Here is an 18,030-nt window from a genome sequence, read left to right as displayed (position 1 = left end):
CCCTCGCTGATTATTGTGCTTTCTCGGACCACGGACTTGCCTTCCACAAAGCCTTGAAATCCTTTTCGGCCTGATCAAGTTCTTCGTGGTAAGTCTTGTTGTCCATATAGCGTAGCGGCACAAACATGGTTTTCGCTTTCGCAATGAACTCCGGGTCGGCTGATGCTTTCTGCACCGCTACCCTGAGTTTTGTCGCTATGTCTTCCGGCAATCCCTTGGGCGCAGCAATACCTCTTAAAGACGCATGATGACATCATACCCTTGCTCTTTGAAGGTGGGAACCTCAGGCGCAAGCGTACTGCGTTGCTCACTCATGGATCCCAGCAAACGAATATCTGTGCCACCCTTTTGATAGGCCAGTACTTCGCCTACATTCATGGCAGCCAGCATGATCTGTCCGCTCTGTATTGCATTACGTACTTCGCCGGCTCCCTTGAACGGTACGTGATTGAGGGTTGTGCCGGTGAGCTTCTCGAATTTCATCATAGCCAGATGGTCGTCCGACCCGACGCCCGTGGTGCCTACCGTAACCTTGCCCGGATTTTCCTTGGCATATTTCTCAAGATCCTTGAGTGTTTTGATATCGCCTTTACCACTAACGGCAAAGCCATCCGGATCATCGATCAGGTTACCGATCAGATCAAAATCACGCCAGTGATAATTGGCTTTACGCTCGATCGGGATCGTCAGCATATTTGGCGTGTTAACAAAGCCAATGGTGTAGCCATCTGGTTTGGCGCGCTTGATTTCCGAAAAGCCGATCGCGCCACCGGCACCGGGACGATTGAGCACAACGATGTTGGCGCCTTCACCCAGGTACTTCTGTATATAGGGTGCGATAGCTCGCGCCACCAAATCAGTGCCACCCCCCGGCGCATACGACACCACCATACTGATGGCATGTTCGGGGTATTGGGCATGAGCCTGGGCGGTGCCAAAGATCAGCGCTGTCGCGGCAAGGACGCGTGTCAGTGTATATTTCATGGGTTGTCTCCGTTATTAGAATGCAAAAACATAAATGAGCCGCCCGCTGCTTTATTGGCCAAGGGGCAGCCCGTTGGTAATACAGCTAGGAAGTGACCACGTGCGGTGGTGTTTTACCGTCAACCATCAGCAATAATTGCCGGGCAGCCATGCGAGCGACATTGTGCCTGCCTTCATGAGATACCCCTGCAGTGTGAAACGTTGCCACCACGCGAGGATGGCCAAGTAGCGGATTGTCTGCCACAGGCGGTTCCTGACGCCAGACGTCCAGGCCGGCGCCAGCCAGATGGCCATTGTGCAAAGCGGCATGCAGATCCGCTTCGTTATGAATGCCGCCACGTGCAGTTGAAATAAAAATAGCCCCTGGCTTCATGGCGCTGAACGCCCTGGCATTGAACATATCGCGTGTGTCATTATTCAGCGGACAATGCAGCGACACAATATCAGACTGCGCCAGCAACGCCTCAAAGGACACTGGCTGGGCCTGCCGCAAGCCAATATCTTGCGGCGTCAGATGCGGATCGTACGCCAGTACATTCATGCCCAAACCAGTTGCCATCTGGGCAAAGCGGCTTCCGATGTGACCAATGCCGACCAGGCCCAGCGTTTTACCTGCAACCTCATGTCCCATCAATGCTTCGCGGCTGCTAGCCTGTTGCGCAACCAAGGCACGATCAGACTCTACGATCCGGCGCGACACCGCCAGCAACAAGCCTAGCGCCATTTCCGCTACCGAGTTGGCGTTTCCCCCCGCCTGATTGACCACCGTAATATTGCGCGCGTTGCATGCGGCAATGTCGATGGTGTCGTAACCTGCGCCGGAAGACGAAACCCCTTTGAGCCTTGGACAACGCGCCAGCAATGCTTCTGTGACAAACAACCCTGCAGGCAACTCGTCCTTGGCCGCCGAGACATGATAGTAATGGGCGTGTTGCAATGTCTCGTGCCACTCCTGTTGCGACGCAGCTACGTCTATCACACGCAGATCAATTTTGTCGTTTGCTGTGAGCAATGCGTCAAAAATCGGATCAATCCACAGGTTGGTGCGTACTACACAAACTTTTTCGCTCATAATATTTCCTGTTCAGCCGGCATCATTGGATACAAAACCGAGCTTTGCCAGCTCAACGTCAATCCAGCTGGTATCCAGGCGATCGTTGTCGATATCACGAATGATATCGGCCTCCAATGCGTTTTTGTCGCTTGCCCATTTGAGAATATCTTCAGCTTCTGCGTAAGGCACGCATAGCAGTCCGTCCGCATCGCCCACAATAAGATCACCCGGTTCAATAACCATGCCGTCAAGACTGATGGCTGTATTGATTTGCCCGGGACCATTTTTATAGGGTCCGCGATGTGTCACACCCGCAGCGTACACAGGAAAGTCGCCCTGGCTGATGGTATCCAGGTCCCGAATGGCGCCGTTGATCACTATGCCGGCAATGCCCTTGCGGCTTGCGGTACGAACCATCAACTCACCGATAATGGCATTTGTCGTATCACCCCCCGCATCCACGACGATCACATCGCCAGGTGCGGCCATGGCGATGGCCTTGTGCACGAACAGGTTGTCGCCCGGTCGGGATTTGACGGTAAAGGCTGGCCCCGCCAGCACACCGCCCGCATGCATAGGCCGCAGCGATGGGCCACCGGCCGTAAGGCGCTGCATCACGTCGCTGATATTGGCAACTGGAATGGCGGCAAAGGACTTGACCAGCGCTGCGCTGACGGCTCGGGCTCGCTGAAGTATTTTGATTTCAACCATTATTTGTCTCCTTGATAAGTTGAGACGATTTTATGGCGTAGAATCAGAAAAATACTGAATATTTTTGAATTGAAAAGGCAAAAATATTTCGAATTTTAATGCGTCAGTTGAAACCACTGGGTACGCCATGGACACGAACTATCTGGAAACCTTTATTAAAACCCTGGATTGCGCCTCTATCTCGGACGCCGCGCGCTATCTGGGCATCACCCCCGGCGCGGTGTCGGCACGCATCCGTGCACTTGAGCAGGAACTTGGCCAGCCTCTGATCCGACGTTCAGGCCATACTGTCAGGCCCACCGAGCACGGCCTGCTGATCTGTGACAAGGCGCGGCAGATGATTCAGGACTCCCGCGATATGACTGCCATGGTCAAAAGCGGCAACGTACTGGGCGAACTAAGACTCGGTTCTTTTTTTTCGGGCCTCACTACCCATCTGCCACGGCTCCTGGAAAAAACCTATGAGCAGCATCCTGACGTAAGTATTTTTGTTTCGTATGCTCCATCGGTAGAACTGTGCCACCAAGTGCATTCGGGCACGCTGGATATTGCACTCGCTATTGAGCCGCAATTTGCGATCTACAAAAACTGTTCCTGGCTGAAGATTCAGGATGAGCCGTTAACACTGATTGTGCCGCCGAAATACGCAACGACAAAGTCAATGGAAAATGCCCATGACATATTGCGGGCCAGTCCGTTTATCCGTTATGCCCGCAGCTCTTATAGTGGCCAGCTGGTTGATCGCTACCTTAAGGATCACCGCATTGTGCCAAATCAGCGCCTGGAAATAGACAGTTTGCTTACCATTGCCGCGCTGGTCGCCCGCGGTGTTGGCGTCGCGTTGGTGCCCGATTCATTTTCGCTGGAAAGCCTGGGAAAGAGTATTCAGAAAGTCGCCCTGCCAGGCCGCACCCAGATCCGCAAGATCGGCATGATATGGTCAAATCAGAGCCCGCGCGTTACTATCAGCAAATCCATTGCCATGTACGCCCGGAACTTGTTCAATTAATATGACCCCCGCACCTTCTCCCAGCCCTACCCTATGGTGGTCCTGGGGCGCACCCATTGTCTTTATTCTGCTGTGGTCATCGGGCTTCAGTTTCGGGAAAATCGGACTGCAGTATGCCGAGCCCTTGACGCTACTATCCCTGCGTTATGCCTGCGTGGTGCTCGCCCTGCTACCCATCCAGAAATTGATGGGCTTATCCTGGCCGGCGACACGTCGGGAATGGACCAATATTTGCATTGTCGGCCTGCTGATCCAGTTCATGTATTTCAGTTTCAGCTACGTTGGCATGAAACAGGGCGTCAGCGCCGGAACCGTAGCCTTGATCGTCTCGCTGCAACCCATTCTGGTTGGCATTAGCGCCCCGCAACTGACCGGCGAACGCCAAAGCCGTCTGCAGTGGCTCGGACTGGGCCTTGGTCTGACTGGCGCCGTGATCGTCATTGCTTCAGGATCTTCCTTGCAAGCGGGCTCCTGGTTCGGCCTGGTACTGGTCATCATCTCCCTGTTCGCCATGACCGCCGGCGTATTATATGAGCGCGTCAGCAGCACCAGCGGCGCAGGGACGCATCCGGTCACCGCCAATATCATTCAGTGTGCTATTGGGCTGGTATTCTGCCTGCCTCTGGCCCTGCTCATGGAAACCAATCATGTCGAGCTGACCTGGCAGTTCGGCGGCGCCCTGGCCTATCTGGTGCTATGCAATTCGATTATCACCATTTCTCTGTTGCTCGCCATGGTCAGGCGCCAACAGGCGGCCAAAGTCTCCGCCCTGTTCTTTCTGGTGCCGGCCTGCGCCTCTGTCGTTGCCATGTTCATGCTGGGCGAAACCATGGCACCCGCTGGCTGGATAGGTATGGCAGTTGCCATCACCGGTGTATTGCTGGCCAGCACCAGGCGTCGCTGCGTGCCAGAACGGCACAGACCAAGCCCGATCAGTGACAAATAAGGCGGCAGGCTCAGCAAGCGCTAATGGTATTCACTCATATATTTCATATCGGATTTCTAATAACCTGCTGCTCTGTTCATTTTTATACATCTCAGGAGTGAGTATGCAACTCTGGTCCCGTATTGCCCTGTCTGCCGCCATAAGCGGCCTTGTGGCCTCGTCCGCGTATGCCGCCGACGACTATCCAACCCAACCGATCCGGGTCATTGTACCTTTTGCTCCAGGTGGCTCCACCGATATTGTGGCACGTATCGTTGTTCAGGAAATGTCAAAAATCATCGGCAAATCCATGGTCATTGAAAACAAGGCCGGTGCAGGCGGAGCCATTGGCGCAGCTGAGACTGCCCGGGCAAAACCCGATGGCTACACGCTGAGTATTGCCACGGTGTCTACCATGGCGGTCAATCCTGCCTGTCGTCCCGATGACCTGACATATGACCCGGTCAAGGATTTCGCACCCGTATCCAATTTCGTCAATACGCCCAATGTTGTGGAGGTTCACCCCTCCTTTCCCGCCAGCAATTTCAAGGAATTTGTCGCCGAGCTGAAAAAGAACCCCAAGGAATATTCCTATGCCTCGCCCGGCGTGTGCAGCATCGCGCATTTGATGGGGGAAGCGTTCAAACAGCAACTGGGTGTGGAAATCAGCCATGTGCCCTATAAGGGTGCCGGTCCGGCGCTAACCGATGTGGTGGGCGGACAAGTTAAGGTTATGTTCGATAACCTGCCTTCGTCCATGCCCAACATCCTGGGCGGCAAGCTCAAGCCCATCGTGCTGGCCTGGCCGGAACGTATCAAGGAGTTGCCGGATCTGCCCACCTATGCCCAAGAGGGTTACCCCGATCTGAACAATGGCGTGTTCTATGGATTGCTGGCACCGGCTGGTACACCCAAAGCGATTATCGATAAACTGAACAAGACGGCAACCGAAGCACTTGCCGCACCCAATGTGGTTGCCGCCTTACAGAAACAGGGCGCCATCCCCGATCCCGGCTCACCGGAGCATTTTGCCGAAGCAATCAAAAAACAATACGACATTGCCAAAGCCATTGTGAAAAAAGGCAATTTGCAAATGAAACGCAATTGATCGACACAACCACGGGCCGATTGACTGCATGATATCCACCCTGTTGCATCTTTGCCTGCGCAGCAACATGTTGCACCTGCTTAGCGACTGAAGTTGACCAGCAGGAGCCGGTACAACAGGCATTCGGGCATTTTTCTCAAGCCGTGCATCGATCCGATGGCACGGCTTTGTACTTGCATAAACCGCCCCGGTATAAACCCTTAAGGCAAGGCTGATTTCAGGTAGAATGACGCAAAGGATGAGAGGGTATGGCAGCGAGCAATTCAATACGAACATATACACAGACCATGGGGATTGTCGCATTGGTCGGCTCCATGGCGTCACTGTGCATCGGCACGTCGTTTGCCAAATCCTTGTTTGATGCTGTGGGCGCTCAGGGCACCACCGCCTACCGCCTGGGGTTTTCCGCGCTGCTGCTGTGGTGTGTATGGCGACCCTGGCGTTTTCCCCTGTCGCGCAAAAATGCACTGGCCATTGCCAGTTACGGCCTGTGTCTGGGACTGATCAATTTTCTGTTTTACATGGCCATCCGAACGGTACCACTGGGTCTGTGCATTGCCATTGAATTCCTGGGGCCGTTATCGCTGGCTATTTTTTCCTCGCGCCGTAAAATTGATTTCCTGTGGATCGGTTTTGTAGCGTTGGGACTCTACTTGCTGATTCCTCCATCGCAGCAGGACGTATCCGCCATTGATCCGGTGGGTGTGATGTTTGCCATTGGTGCCGGAGTTTTCTGGGCCTTGTATATTATTTTCGGCCAGCGCACGCGTAATATTCACCCTGGCCAGGCGACCTCGCTGGGCATCACGGTAGCGGCTATGTTTGTCTTGCCGTTTGGCATTGCCCATAGTGGCGCCACGCTGCTTACGCCTGCCTTCATGATTTCAGGCCTGCTGGTTGCCATTTTATCCAGCGCCGTGCCCTATTCACTTGAAATGATTTCATTGCGGTCGCTCCCGCGCAAGACAATGAGTATTTTGCTTAGCCTGGAGCCGGCCATGGGTGCGCTGGCCGGACTGGTTATACTGCATGAACAGCTTACGCTGGCCCAGTGGCTGGCGATCGCCTTCATCGTTGCCGCATCTATCGGCTGCGCCTATACCTCACCTGCACCACCGGTGACCGATACAGAGAGGGAATAGCAATGAGCGATTTTTATTCAATGAACGTCACGTTGCAAGACGGCAGCCAATTGCCTCTGTCGTCCTTGCGCGACAAAGTCGTGCTGGTGGTCAATGTCGCTTCCAGATGCGGCTTTACGCCGCAATATACCGGCCTGCAGCGTCTACATGAACAGTACCGCGACCAAGGCCTGGTGGTACTGGCTTTTCCCTGCAATCAGTTCGGCAGCCAGGAACCCGGCACCGACCAGGAAATCCAGGATTTCTGTGAGCTTAATTTTGGCGTGACATTTGCGCTTGCCCGCAAGACCGAGGTCAACGGGCCACACACGCATCCGGTCTTTGCATGGCTTAAGAAAGAAAAACCGGGACTGCTGGGTATACAATCGATCAAATGGAATTTCACAAAATTTCTTGTTGGTCGCGACGGTCAAGTACGACATCGTTACGCACCAACGGTAAAACCGCAGGACATTGAACAGGATATCAAGGAAGCATTGAAATGATTGATCTCTATTACTGGACTACGCCTAACGGACACAAAATCACCCTGTTTCTTGAAGAAGCAGCACTGGAATACACCATTCATCCCATCAACATCGGCAAAGGCGATCAATTTGCACCCGAATTTCTGAAGATTGCGCCGAACAATCGCATCCCCGCCATCGTGGACAACAATCCCAATGACCATGGCGATGCAATTTCGGTCTTTGAATCTGGCGCCATATTGCAATATCTGGCCGAAAAAACCGGCAAATTCATGCCTGCTGACTTGCGCGCAAGGACTCAGACGCTGGAGTGGCTGAACTGGCAGATGGGCGGGCTCGGCCCCATGGCAGGCCAGAATCATCACTTTGGCCAGTACGCGCCGGAAAAAATCGACTATGCCATTGCCCGCTACGTCAAGGAAACCGGCAGGCTATATGGCGTGCTGGATCGTCGCCTTCAGGATCGCGAGTTCATCGTAGGTGACTATTCTATTGCCGACATGGCCTGCTATCCCTGGGTGGTGCCACATGAGCGTCAGATGCAGAACCTGGACGACTTTCCCAATCTGAAGCGCTGGTTTGAAGCGATTGCCGCGCGCCCGGCAACCCAGCGTGCTTATGCCGTGGTCGATCGAATCAACCCCGGGCAGCCACCCAATGACGATGAAGCAAAGAAGATTTTGTTCGGCATCAACAACAACGAGGATAAATAAGGCTCGCCTTCTCCCGCGCAGATTGAGCCGCAAGGATTGATTGGCGCGGGCTGACAAGAACGATATTGGCCGCGATGCCGTCTCTGGCGTGTCGCATGGATCAGCTTTACCGTCTATAGCCTGCCCTCTATCCTGTACCCATTTTACACATGCAATTGCATACGCGATCCGCTAAACAATTACACTCGTCATTACCTGAGTCCCTGCCTGCACTTACCTTATACTTTCTTGCAGCACGTTAACCATTTGCCATCATTCGTCGTTCTGTGACAGAGCCCTCCATCAAGAACCAAGCAAACATGTCTGATACGTATTACTCATACAAACGGCGGATTGCCGTAACGGTGTAAAGACCCAGGGCCGTCATCAAGAGCGAGCCAAGTACGTGCACACCAATTTCCAGCAGGGCCCACTGGATTTTTCCCTGATGCAGCAGCATTGTCACTTCAGCCGAAAACGTAGAGAACGTTGTGAGGCGCCCAGAAAACCGGTCACAATAAGCAATCGCCATTCCGCAGGAAATGAGGGAAAGGCAGCGAACACGCCTAATGCAAGGCCGATCAGGTAGCCACCACTCAGGTTGGCGACCAGCGTACCCATTGCAATAGGATGAAAGACGTTATTCAACGCAAGACCAAGAGCCCATCGCAATACTGCCCCGCAAGATGCGCCGGCACTTATCATGAGCAAAGATTGCAGCATGGCGTGACTCCGTGGAGGTTGAATAAGGTGCAGGCATAAAAATACCCGCGGATTCCAGCGCCAGAATGCATGCATCAGGCAGAAGGTTGCGCAGGTATCAGATCTGCCCGAGGGGCAGCGGTTCGGCCAAAGCCGGAAGGATAGCCATTCTCCGCATGGCTCAAATAGTAGCATGTTGCGTGCGCACCAGACAAGATCATGCGTCTGGTGCGCCGTTACCAACTATGCCCGCAGGATAAATCGCGAGGCTATTGCCAAACCACGGGCAGATGGCCGTTGATCAGGGATACAGGCCACGCACTTCGCGGGACTCCAGAATCCGCGAGCACGCGACAATGAACGCGGCAGTGCGTAAGGTGACCGAATTGTGCTTTGCCACCTCTGAAACCGCACGATAGGCCTCACGCATCAGGCGCTCCAGCCTGTGATTGATTTCGTCTTCGGTCCAGAAAAAGCTGGAGAAATCCTGCACCCATTCAAAATAACTGACCGTCACACCGCCCGCATTGGCCAGCACGTCTGGCACCACGTATACGCCTTTTTCATTCAGGATATCGTCGGCGTCGGGCGTAGTTGGACCATTGGCGCCTTCAACCACGATTTTTGCGTTCACCAGATTGGCGACCCGGACATCAATCTGGTTTTCCAGCGCGGCAGGAATAAGAAAGTCTGTCTGCACCGACCAGAAGTCGTCAACAGCGACTTCTTCTGCGCCTGCGAAGCCTTTGACGCCGGCATGTTTTTCCACATGTGCCAGCAGTTCATGCACCTGAATTCCGTTGGTGTTTTTGATCGCACCGGTGTGATCAGCCACTGCAACGACCTTGGCACCCGCTTCGAAAAACAGCCGTGCCGCCGTGCCGCCCACATTACCGAAACCCTGGACCGCCACACGGCGCCTTCGATGGACAAATTGATGTCCCGGGCAGCTTCGCATCCAACCACAAATACGCCACGGCCGGTCGCTTCAACGCGTCCCAGGCTGCCGCCCAGTGAAATGGGTTTGCCGGTAACGACGCCGGTGGCTGTTGCGCCGACATTCATCGAATAGGTGTCCATCATCCAGGCCATGGTTTGCGGATTGGTATTGACGTCTGGTGCCGGAATATCCTTGGCGGGGCCGATAATGACACCGATTTCACTGGTATAGCGGCGTGTCACTTTTTCCAGTTCGGCTTTGGAATAATTGCGGGGGTCAATGCGTACGCCGCCCTTGGCGCCGCCAAAGGGCAAATTGACCGCCGCATTTTTGATTGACATCCAGGCAGCCAGCGCCATCACTTCAGAAAGGCAGACGTCCTGGTGAAAACGCACCCCACCCTTACCCGGGCCGCGCGAGGTATTGTGCTGTACCCGGTAACCTTCAAAATGGGCGATCGTTCCATTGTCCAGTTCCACGGGAATGTCGACAATTAATGAGCGCTTGGGACGTTTGAGTGTTTCAACCCAGCGTTGCAGTGACCCCAGATACGGCGTGACCCGATCCACTTGTTGCAGGTAAATGCCCCATGCCCCCAGATCTTCCGAATTCAGGTAGGAAGGTAAGGCATGCTGGCGGTTGCTGGATGTATCCTGGCTCAAAATCGTCTCCTTGACATGATGAGATAAAGCACAAGTGTAACGCCAACTTAATCTGTCCCCATTTTTGCTTGCGAAAATTTAAATAGGGACAGATTGAATGTATGTTTCAAACAATAGCAGACTGCCTCTTTCGGCCTCACCGATGATGCCTTTAGTTCTCGCGGCAAGACCGAATTACTGGATGGAATTGATCACAGCGCGTGTTTTCTTGCTACCGCGGGTGACAACCGATTCCATGGTCAACCCTTTTTCGGGGCAATACCAATCGGTCACCTGTGCGGTGCCGGATCTGCTTGCGTTGCCGTTCCCGGTCGGCGCACCACTAAGATTACCACTGGATGTGGTTGCCGTATAGGTGACAGGCATACATTGCAAGGTTCCGACAGATGTGGCGTGACTTTGCAGCTTCCCGACTTTTCTGGGACCGGTTGAAATGGTCGCGTTGCTAACATTGATCTGATTCAGCGGGATGCCATTTTGCAGGGTGACGGTCAGGTTGACATTGGAATGGCCGGAAATCGGGGAAAGCGTCTCGCCCGGCTTGACTGTGTTTGCAGGCTTGAGGAAGTAGCCGGTCAGTGCGCTTTCAACCGATGTTTTCATCAGCGTATTCATCAGCCCAGAGGCATCAAAGGAACCGCTAAGTGTCGATCTGCCCTGCTCCACCGTCAGCGTAAAGGGCCCGGTACCCTGCACTCTTTGTCCGGCGATGGGCGCGTCTGCATCGACTGTCAGTTGGGCCGTACATTGATTCGCACTGACCCGGTTTACCTGATTGACCAGTACTGAAAATCTGGCGGTCGCCCCGTCGACCGAGCCGGACAGACGCGTATTGGGCACCAGCCATGGGCTGTCGCAATAGCTCTGTTCTGCGTGAGCTGTGCCGCCGGCCAGCGCGCACGCCAGGCCCACCACCGCATAAAGGGATTGTTTTCTGGCCAAACGAGATTTCAAGTACCTGGTCATGGTCGTATATCCTTATTTTGTACCCAATGCGCTGAGCACGTCGGCATTACCGAGTTTGCGGGCCATATCAAGTGCGCTCACGTTTTTCTGGTTTATTGCCCGCGGATCGGCACCCGCCGCCACCAGTGCACGCACCGTATCAGCATTTTTCGAGGTTACCGCCATCAGCAGTGGAGAACTGCCATCAGGCGCTGGCGCGTTCGGGTAAGCACCCTTGCCCAGCAGGAATTTGACTACATCCGTATGCCCTTTGGAAGCCGCGTAATGTAACGGAGTCCAGCCCAGCCGGTTCACTTTTGCGCCCCGCGCAACGAGTTTCTGGGCACGCGGCAAATCGCCGATAATCGCCAGATACATCAGAGGCGTTTCTCCCGTGCGATTGACTGCATTCACGTCCGTCTTGGGATTGGCGGCCAGCGCATCAAACACCTCCATCGATTGGTCCCGGATTGCCTGAATCAGTGCGGGCTCACCGTTTTCGTTGACCGCATTGGGATCGGTACCCTGGGACAGCGCCTGCGTTACTTCACTGGTGCGATTGTTCTTAATGTCATTCCATAAACCACTGCTGCTGCCGGCATTGGCCGCGCATGCGCTGACAGCAATAGCCAGTGTGGCTGTAAGCATGGCTTTTCTCAGGATGAATCCCTTATTCATGTAATACATTATATATATCTCCTAACCATATGAATTAATTTAAATAAATTAAATATTGGAGAATTTGCGCTGTACATTACAAACTTAAACCAATATAGCAAATAATCACTGTATCTTTTTGAATAAATTGAAAAAATTATTCGTTGTCGCCTCTGCAACTTCATGCACCGAAATTTGGCGCAATTCTGCGATTTTTTCAGCCACGTGAATGACTTTGGACGGATCATTGCGCTTGCCACGAAACGGCACCGGCGCCAGATAAGGAGAATCGGTTTCGATCAGAAGGCGCTCCAGTGGCATGAGCCGCGCCACTTCCTGCAACTGAACGGCATTCTTGAAGGTCACAATACCCGAGAGCGAAATGTAAAAATTCTGTTCCATGGCCCGCTGCGCAACTTCCCAGCTTTCAGTAAAACAGTGCATGACGCCGCCACATCCGGCGGCATTCTCTTCGCGCATTAACCGCAAGGTATCTTCTGCGGAAGAACGGGTATGGATGATCAGCGGCAGCCCGGTTTCATTGGCTGCACGAATATGGACACGAAAGCGATTGCGCTGCCAGTCCAGCGGTTCTGACAGGCGGTAATAGTCCAGCCCGGTTTCACCAATTGCCACGATTTTCCTGTGCTGGGCATGGCGGCTCAGGGTCTCGACATCGGGCTCCGGTGTATCCTCGTAATCAGGGTGCACCCCTACTGAGCCCCAGAGGTTGTCGTGAGCGTCAATCAGGCTGACAATTCGTGGCCAATCAGGCAGGTTCACGCTCACACACAGCGCATGACTAACCTGATTGCGTTTCATATTATCGAGAATTGCCGGCAGTTCTTCCTGCAGTTGCGGGAAATCAAGATGGCAATGAGAGTCTACAAACATAGTGAGTTCCAATTATCCGTTTTTCGACAGGCACGTGACACATACACGTTGCAGCACAGACTGAATGAACAGCCTGGCATTCAGCGGGTGGTCTGCAATACGCTGCTGTCGGGCGAGCCACACTGATGTCTGGCTGATCCTGGTTGGGGTCAATTCCGCCGCCATGACCTTGATAAAGGGGGCAAGACGCGGGAAATAGCGTAACGGCAGGCCATTGCTTTGCAACATCAGATCTGTAAATAGGCGTTGCAGAGAACCCAGCCATTCTTCGGCCTGCAGCTTTTCCAGTTTGGGTAGGTAATCTGCCATATCCGGCATGGTTCGGTCCGCCAGCGCCTGTGCAAACGACCCAAGCCAGTAGCTGACCGGTTCCGTACTGGAACGACTCTGTGCCAATGCGCCCACCGGTGCCCCGCCACTGGCATGCAGCCAGGTTTCGGCTTCTGCATCGGACAACCCTTGCGCTTGCAGCCATGCCAGCCCCTCGTCCCGCGTGGGCATAGGCAGGCACAGCCGGCGACAGCGTGACAAGAGCGTTGGCAGTACTTTATCCGGCGCATGCGAGACCAGCAGGAAAACTGTCCCCGGCGCCGGCTCTTCGACAGACTTGAGCAGGTAATTGGCAGAGGCGGTATTGAGTGCCTCTGCGGGAAAGAGGATAATAACGCGCATCCCGCTGCGATGCGTAGTGACGCTTAGCAGCGAATCCAGTTGTCGGACCTGATCAATGCGGATTTCGCCCGAGGCTTTTTTTGTCCCGGCCCCTTCGGATGCATCCGACGCCATCGCCACCTCCTGCAAGCCATAGTGCTGCGCCAGCCTATCGGGCACCACCAGACGCAGATCGGGATGGGCGTCGTTGGCAATCCAGGCGCAGGACTCACACGTACCACAAGCCAGTCCGCCATTTGGCCGCTCGCATAGCAGGCTGGTTGCCGCTGCACGTGCGAACGTCAGCTTGCCAATGCCAGGCGGGCCGTAAATCAGCCAGGCATGCGCAAACCGTTCGCGGTCACTCAACCAGTTGCCCGCACTTGCGGTTTGCCAGGGGAAAAAGGATGTGATTGCGCTCATTTATGATTACCCTTGCACGGCATGCTGCACCAGTCTGGTCGTCAACATGTCCTGCAATTGCTGCGTAATATCGGCTTTGGGGCGACTGGAATCAACAATATAGAACCGTGCAGGATCGGCCTTGACTCGCGCATGATACGCCGCCCGGACGCGTTCGAAAAAGCCGTTATCTTCGCGTTCGAACCGATCCTGTTCGCGACTGTTTTCCAGTCGTGCGCGCGCGACTTCCAGTGGGACATCAAACAGGATGGTCAGATCGGGCTGCAATTGCTGCTGAACCCAGTCTTCAAGGATTTGAATCCGTTCGGCCGGAAAATGACGCCCACCGCCCTGGTATGCATAAGTCGCATCGGTAAAGCGATCGCTGATTACAATTTTACCTGAGGCCAGGGCCGGATTAATCACAGACAAAATATGTTCCTGCCTGGCGGCAAACATCAGCAGCGTTTCCGTTTCCATGTGCATAGATTCTTTGAGCAGCATGGCGCGCAGCGCCTCGCTGATGGGCGTGCCACCCGGCTCCCGGGTCATGACGACCTCGTGTCCCAGTGACTCGCACAGCTCGCGCAAATGACCGATATGCGAACTTTTACCGGCACCGTCCACGCCTTCGAGTGTGAGAAAAAAACCCTTCATTGTATGCCCTTCTTCAGGATATAAGTATTGACGTTACGGTTGTGTCCGCGCAGGTCTTCTGAAAACTCGCTGGTGCCATCGCCCCGCGACACAAAATACAGATACTTATGGCGCTCAGGATGGACCGCCGCCTGCAACGACAGCAAGCCGGGGCTGGCAATGGGCGTAGGTGGCAGCCCGCCGCGCGTATACGTATTCCAGGGCGTATCGGTCGTCAAATCGTTTCTGGTAATGACACCCCGATAGGCTTCTTTCATTCCATAAATAACAGTCGGGTCCGTTTGCAGCAGCATCCTTTTTTCCAGGCGATTGATAAACACGCCCGCAACCCGCCGGCGATCCTGTTCGTGCCCGGTTTCCTTTTCGATAATGGAAGCCAGGATCAACGCCTCATAGGGCGTTTTCAGCGGCAGGTTGCTGTCGCGTGCGTCCCATACTGCAGCAAGGCGTTTCTGACCTTCGGTATAGGCACGTCTGAGAATATCCATATCGGTGTCGCCTGGCACAAAGACATAGGTATCCGGAAAAAACAGGCCTTCGGGACTGTCATAGGGTGCGCCCAGCTTTTCCAGCAGCTGGGCATCATTTAAATTGTCCAGCGTGTGCGTAATATTCGGATTGTTCTTCAGTGTCGTGCGAATCTGGCGATAGGACCAGCCCTCGATAATCTGGAACTGGCTTTTGCTGGTCTGCCCCGAAGCCATGCGCGTCAGCAGATCCACCGGGGTATCGCCTCGTTTGGCCTCATAGGCGCCCGCCTTAAGCTGCCGGTCCTGCCCGGTATAACGCGCATACATGACAAACAAATAAGGCTCGATCCGGATGCCTGCGGCAACCATGTTCTGAGCGACAGAGGCAATCGTACTGCCGCGCGGCACGCTGTAGTCGATGACATCGGCGCTCATGGGCGCAGGTGTTTTCGTCCAGTGCCATACCTTTCCGGCAAGACCCGCTGCCAGCAACAAGGCACAAATAAAGAACGAAAGAATAATATATTTGAACAGTTTCATGAGTGAAATAATGATCCGCCGGGCCCGACATCTACAGAGGGCCTATTGTATCAGGCACTGACAGCTGCCGGCGCAGCCTGGCGTCCGGGAATCCCTGATCCCTTCATTGTTTAGCAGCAAAAACCCTATTCAATACGTTACGATATCAGACATGAGAATCTGAACGGAATCCGATGGCATGTTGCCTGGGTTCTGCAGTAAAGAAAAGGAATGATTTTATGTCCACAGCCCCTACCGGATTCACACCGGATACCCCGCTACATATCACGTCGCTGCCCGACTACCGCATCCTGACGATCCGCGGCGCCGATGCCCAGACATTTCTGCAGGGACAGTTTACCCAGGACGTCATGGCCGCCACTGCCGAGTCAGCACGGCTGTCCGCTTATTGCACCGCCAAGGGTCGCATGCTGGCCAGTTTTATTTTCTGGCAGCAAGCGCAGTCGCAGGCCTCGCAGGAAAGTGTCTATCAAGTGATGGTGCGTAGTGATATTGCCGACAGCTTTGCCAAGCGCTTGCGGATGTTCGTGTTACGCGCCAAAGTTACGGTAGAAGAGACAGAGATCACCCCTTATGCGTACTGGGCTGGCGACAATACGATTGCGGGCACGACACTGGCACGCCCGGAGCATGGCAGATTATCGCAACCGAATCAATGATTCAACTCGGGCTTCCCGGCACAGCCGGCATACAGCGCGGCATTCTGATCGGCAACGCTGCCATCGACACCAGCCAGGCACAGGTCGGGCTGCCCGGACAGTGGGCAGTTCTGGATATTCTGGCCGGCCTGCCCTGGGTCGAAAAAGCCAACCAGGAAATGTTTATTCCCCAGGATCTGAATCTGGACGCCATTGGTGCGGTCAGCTTTACAAAAGGCTGCTATCCTGGTCAGGAAATTGTCGCCCGCAGCCATTACCGGGGCAAACTGAAGCGGCGGATGCTCAATGGCATGTGTAATAATCCGCCAGCCACAACAGTCGCGCCGGGCACCGACATTACAGACACCACGAACACGCGGGAACCGAGTGGACAGATCGTCAACGCAGCAACACTGGCAGACAACCTTTATATGCTGTTTGAGGTGCGGCTTGCAGCAGCGGAGCATGATCGTCTGGTGCTCGGAGACGAAAATGGCCCGCCGATTACGCTGCTGACTATTCCATACTCACTGGACAAGCCTGCCCTGGCCTAAACCGGCCAGTGGATTGTCCGACGCGTTCTGCCACGGAGAAGTCAGCAAGGCGTCGATGTCGGCCGGTGTGACCTGTTCGATTGTCGCCGGCTGCCATTGCGGGTTTTTATCCTTGTCGATAAGCAGCGCACGGATACCTTCCTGCAGTTGCCCGTGGGCACAGCAATTGAGCGCCGCCTTATATTCCAATTGAAATACCTGGGCCAATGACAAGTGCAATGCCTTTCCTGCAAAGTCAGTCCCAGCGCTACCGATAGTGGCGCACCCTTGAGCATGGTCTGCGCAGACCGCGCCAGCCAGGGATCTGCATGATCAGCCAGCGCAGCAAACGCGCGATACAGGCTGACAATATCCCGATTGGCGCAGAGCGTGGTAAGCAAGGCATAGTGCGTTTGCAGCGGACCCGGGTCCAGCGTCGGCGCCGCGCTGTGCTGTGCCAGCACGTCATGAATGCGCTGATCAAGCTGACGCCTGTCGGTCATTTGCGTGCCGTCTATGCGTTCCAGATCGGCAATAATGGCTGACCAGTCTGCATGACGAACGCAATAATCGGCCATGCCGGTAAATAGCGAATCGGCGGCATTCAAAATGGCGCCGGTTGCCGCAAGAAAGCGTCCGATACGGCCTGCCAGATGGTTCAGATCCCAACTGCCGCCCACATCGGGAAACAGACCAATGGTGACTTCGGGCATAGCCAGGCGGGATGATTCACTGACCACGCGATGTGACGTACCGGCCATCAGGCCGATGCCACCGCCCATGACCACACCATGGCCCCAGCAGATAATGGGTTTGCTATAGGTATGGATCTGATAGTCCAGCCGGTATTCCACATCAAAGAACTGGGCAGCATAAAAATTGTCGGCTGCCGGTTTACCGGCGTTCTGTTGCATGCTTGCATGCAGCTGGTGCAGATCTCCGCCGGCGCAGAACGCTTTGTCCCCTGCCCCTTCAAATATAACGAACGCAATAGCAGGGTCCTGTTCCCAGAGCGTCAATTGGTCGGTCAGCAACTGGCACATTTCAAGTGACAGGCTATTGAGCTTGGCTGGCTGGTTCAGCGTAGCAATACCGTAGCGACCCTGGCTGGTCAAAGGCTTTTCCTGAAATAAAACGGGGGCGGTCATAATGTCTCCTGTTATACCCGGTACCGGATTGACATCATCCGGCTGATGTTTCCATTCGCATGAATCTCTGGCAGGGCCCGGCGCTAGTGCCGGTCTTAT

The 18,030-nt window shown here is 54.5% G+C and carries 16 protein-coding genes and 4 pseudogenes; 8 read left to right on the top strand and 12 right to left on the bottom strand.

The window, feature by feature from the left end:
• Nucleotides 1-10 precede the first annotated feature (10 nt).
• From TKWG_RS09620 to TKWG_RS09610, 3 genes and pseudogenes are all read right to left on the bottom strand, one after another.
• A pseudogene (locus TKWG_RS09620) lies at nucleotides 11-984 on the bottom strand (tripartite tricarboxylate transporter substrate binding protein).
• Nucleotides 985-1,069: 85 nt separating this feature from the next.
• The gene (locus TKWG_RS09615; protein ID WP_014750650.1) at nucleotides 1,070-2,056 is read right to left on the bottom strand and encodes a hydroxyacid dehydrogenase; all 987 of its coding nucleotides are present in this window, start codon (nucleotides 2,054-2,056) and stop codon (nucleotides 1,070-1,072) included.
• Between the two features lie 12 nt (nucleotides 2,057-2,068).
• A complete protein-coding gene (locus TKWG_RS09610) occupies nucleotides 2,069-2,749 on the bottom strand; it encodes an RraA family protein (RefSeq protein WP_014750649.1) in 681 nt (226 codons plus the stop codon).
• Nucleotides 2,750-2,876: 127 nt separating this feature from the next.
• On the opposite strand from TKWG_RS09610, the gene TKWG_RS09605 reads away from it, so the two are divergent.
• From TKWG_RS09605 to TKWG_RS09580, 6 genes are all read left to right on the top strand, one after another.
• The gene (locus TKWG_RS09605) at nucleotides 2,877-3,758 is read left to right on the top strand and encodes a LysR family transcriptional regulator (RefSeq protein WP_014750648.1); all 882 of its coding nucleotides are present in this window, start codon (nucleotides 2,877-2,879) and stop codon (nucleotides 3,756-3,758) included.
• A 1-nt stretch (nucleotide 3,759) separates the two neighbouring features.
• Nucleotides 3,760-4,704: a DMT family transporter gene (locus TKWG_RS09600; RefSeq protein WP_014750647.1), complete on the top strand. Its 945-nt coding sequence runs from the start codon at nucleotides 3,760-3,762 to the stop codon at nucleotides 4,702-4,704.
• Between the two features lie 103 nt (nucleotides 4,705-4,807).
• Nucleotides 4,808-5,791, top strand: coding sequence for a tripartite tricarboxylate transporter substrate binding protein BugE (locus TKWG_RS09595; protein WP_014750646.1), 984 nt, complete (start codon nucleotides 4,808-4,810; stop codon nucleotides 5,789-5,791).
• Between the two features lie 248 nt (nucleotides 5,792-6,039).
• Nucleotides 6,040-6,933, top strand: coding sequence for an EamA family transporter (locus TKWG_RS09590; protein WP_014750645.1), 894 nt, complete (start codon nucleotides 6,040-6,042; stop codon nucleotides 6,931-6,933).
• Nucleotides 6,934-6,935: 2 nt separating this feature from the next.
• On the top strand, nucleotides 6,936-7,418 hold the full coding sequence (locus tag TKWG_RS09585) for a glutathione peroxidase (RefSeq protein ID WP_014750644.1): 483 nt from the start codon (nucleotides 6,936-6,938) through the stop codon (nucleotides 7,416-7,418).
• Nucleotides 7,415-8,113 (top strand): glutathione binding-like protein, encoded by a 699-nt coding sequence (locus tag TKWG_RS09580; protein WP_014750643.1) that lies wholly within the window; start codon nucleotides 7,415-7,417, stop codon nucleotides 8,111-8,113. Before TKWG_RS09585 ends, TKWG_RS09580 begins: the two co-directional genes overlap by 4 nt.
• 313 nt (nucleotides 8,114-8,426) lie before the next feature.
• Here TKWG_RS09580 and crcB read toward each other — a convergent pair.
• The 8 genes and pseudogenes from crcB to mltG form a co-directional block, all read right to left on the bottom strand.
• Nucleotides 8,427-8,797: pseudogene (gene crcB, locus TKWG_RS09575) on the bottom strand (fluoride efflux transporter CrcB).
• Nucleotides 8,798-9,095: 298 nt separating this feature from the next.
• Nucleotides 9,096-10,396 (bottom strand): annotated as a pseudogene (locus TKWG_RS09570) (Glu/Leu/Phe/Val family dehydrogenase).
• 174 nt (nucleotides 10,397-10,570) lie between these two features.
• On the bottom strand, nucleotides 10,571-11,338 hold the full coding sequence (locus tag TKWG_RS09565; RefSeq protein ID WP_148274515.1) for a hypothetical protein: 768 nt from the start codon (nucleotides 11,336-11,338) through the stop codon (nucleotides 10,571-10,573).
• Nucleotides 11,339-11,374: 36 nt separating this feature from the next.
• Nucleotides 11,375-12,028, bottom strand: a complete 654-nt coding sequence (locus TKWG_RS09560; protein WP_014750639.1) for an ankyrin repeat domain-containing protein — start codon at nucleotides 12,026-12,028, stop codon at nucleotides 11,375-11,377.
• 96 nt (nucleotides 12,029-12,124) lie between these two features.
• A complete protein-coding gene (locus TKWG_RS09555) occupies nucleotides 12,125-12,892 on the bottom strand; it encodes a TatD family hydrolase (protein WP_014750638.1) in 768 nt (255 codons plus the stop codon).
• Nucleotides 12,893-12,904: 12 nt separating this feature from the next.
• Nucleotides 12,905-13,966 carry a DNA polymerase III subunit delta' gene (gene holB, locus TKWG_RS09550; protein ID WP_014750637.1) on the bottom strand — a complete coding sequence of 354 codons (1,062 nt, stop codon included), beginning with the start codon at nucleotides 13,964-13,966 and terminating at the stop codon, nucleotides 12,905-12,907.
• A gap of 6 nt (nucleotides 13,967-13,972) precedes the next feature.
• Entirely contained in the window at nucleotides 13,973-14,602 is a 630-nt protein-coding gene (gene tmk / locus TKWG_RS09545; protein WP_014750636.1) for a dTMP kinase, read from the bottom strand.
• Complete coding sequence (gene mltG / locus TKWG_RS09540; protein ID WP_014750635.1) at nucleotides 14,599-15,612, bottom strand: endolytic transglycosylase MltG; 1,014 nt, start codon at nucleotides 15,610-15,612, stop codon at nucleotides 14,599-14,601. The genes tmk and mltG overlap by 4 nt, the downstream gene beginning before the upstream one ends.
• A gap of 218 nt (nucleotides 15,613-15,830) precedes the next feature.
• Here mltG and TKWG_RS09535 point away from each other — a divergent pair, with 218 nt between their 5' ends.
• A complete protein-coding gene (locus TKWG_RS09535) occupies nucleotides 15,831-16,271 on the top strand; it encodes a YgfZ family protein (RefSeq protein WP_041709294.1) in 441 nt (146 codons plus the stop codon).
• The gene (ygfZ, locus tag TKWG_RS09530; RefSeq protein ID WP_050981580.1) at nucleotides 16,268-16,804 is read left to right on the top strand and encodes a CAF17-like 4Fe-4S cluster assembly/insertion protein YgfZ; all 537 of its coding nucleotides are present in this window, start codon (nucleotides 16,268-16,270) and stop codon (nucleotides 16,802-16,804) included. Before TKWG_RS09535 ends, ygfZ begins: the two co-directional genes overlap by 4 nt.
• Here the strand turns inward: ygfZ and TKWG_RS09525 are convergent.
• Nucleotides 16,778-17,931 (bottom strand): annotated as a pseudogene (locus TKWG_RS09525) (enoyl-CoA hydratase/isomerase family protein). The gene ygfZ and the pseudogene TKWG_RS09525 sit on opposite strands and share 27 nt — an antisense overlap.
• Nucleotides 17,932-18,030 lie beyond the last annotated feature (99 nt).

The sequence above is a fragment of the Advenella kashmirensis WT001 genome (assembly GCF_000219915.2).
Lineage (GTDB): Bacteria > Pseudomonadota > Gammaproteobacteria > Burkholderiales > Burkholderiaceae_B > Advenella > Advenella kashmirensis.
Note: the sequence above shows the minus strand (reverse complement) of the source record. Positions and strands in the feature narration are given on the sequence as shown.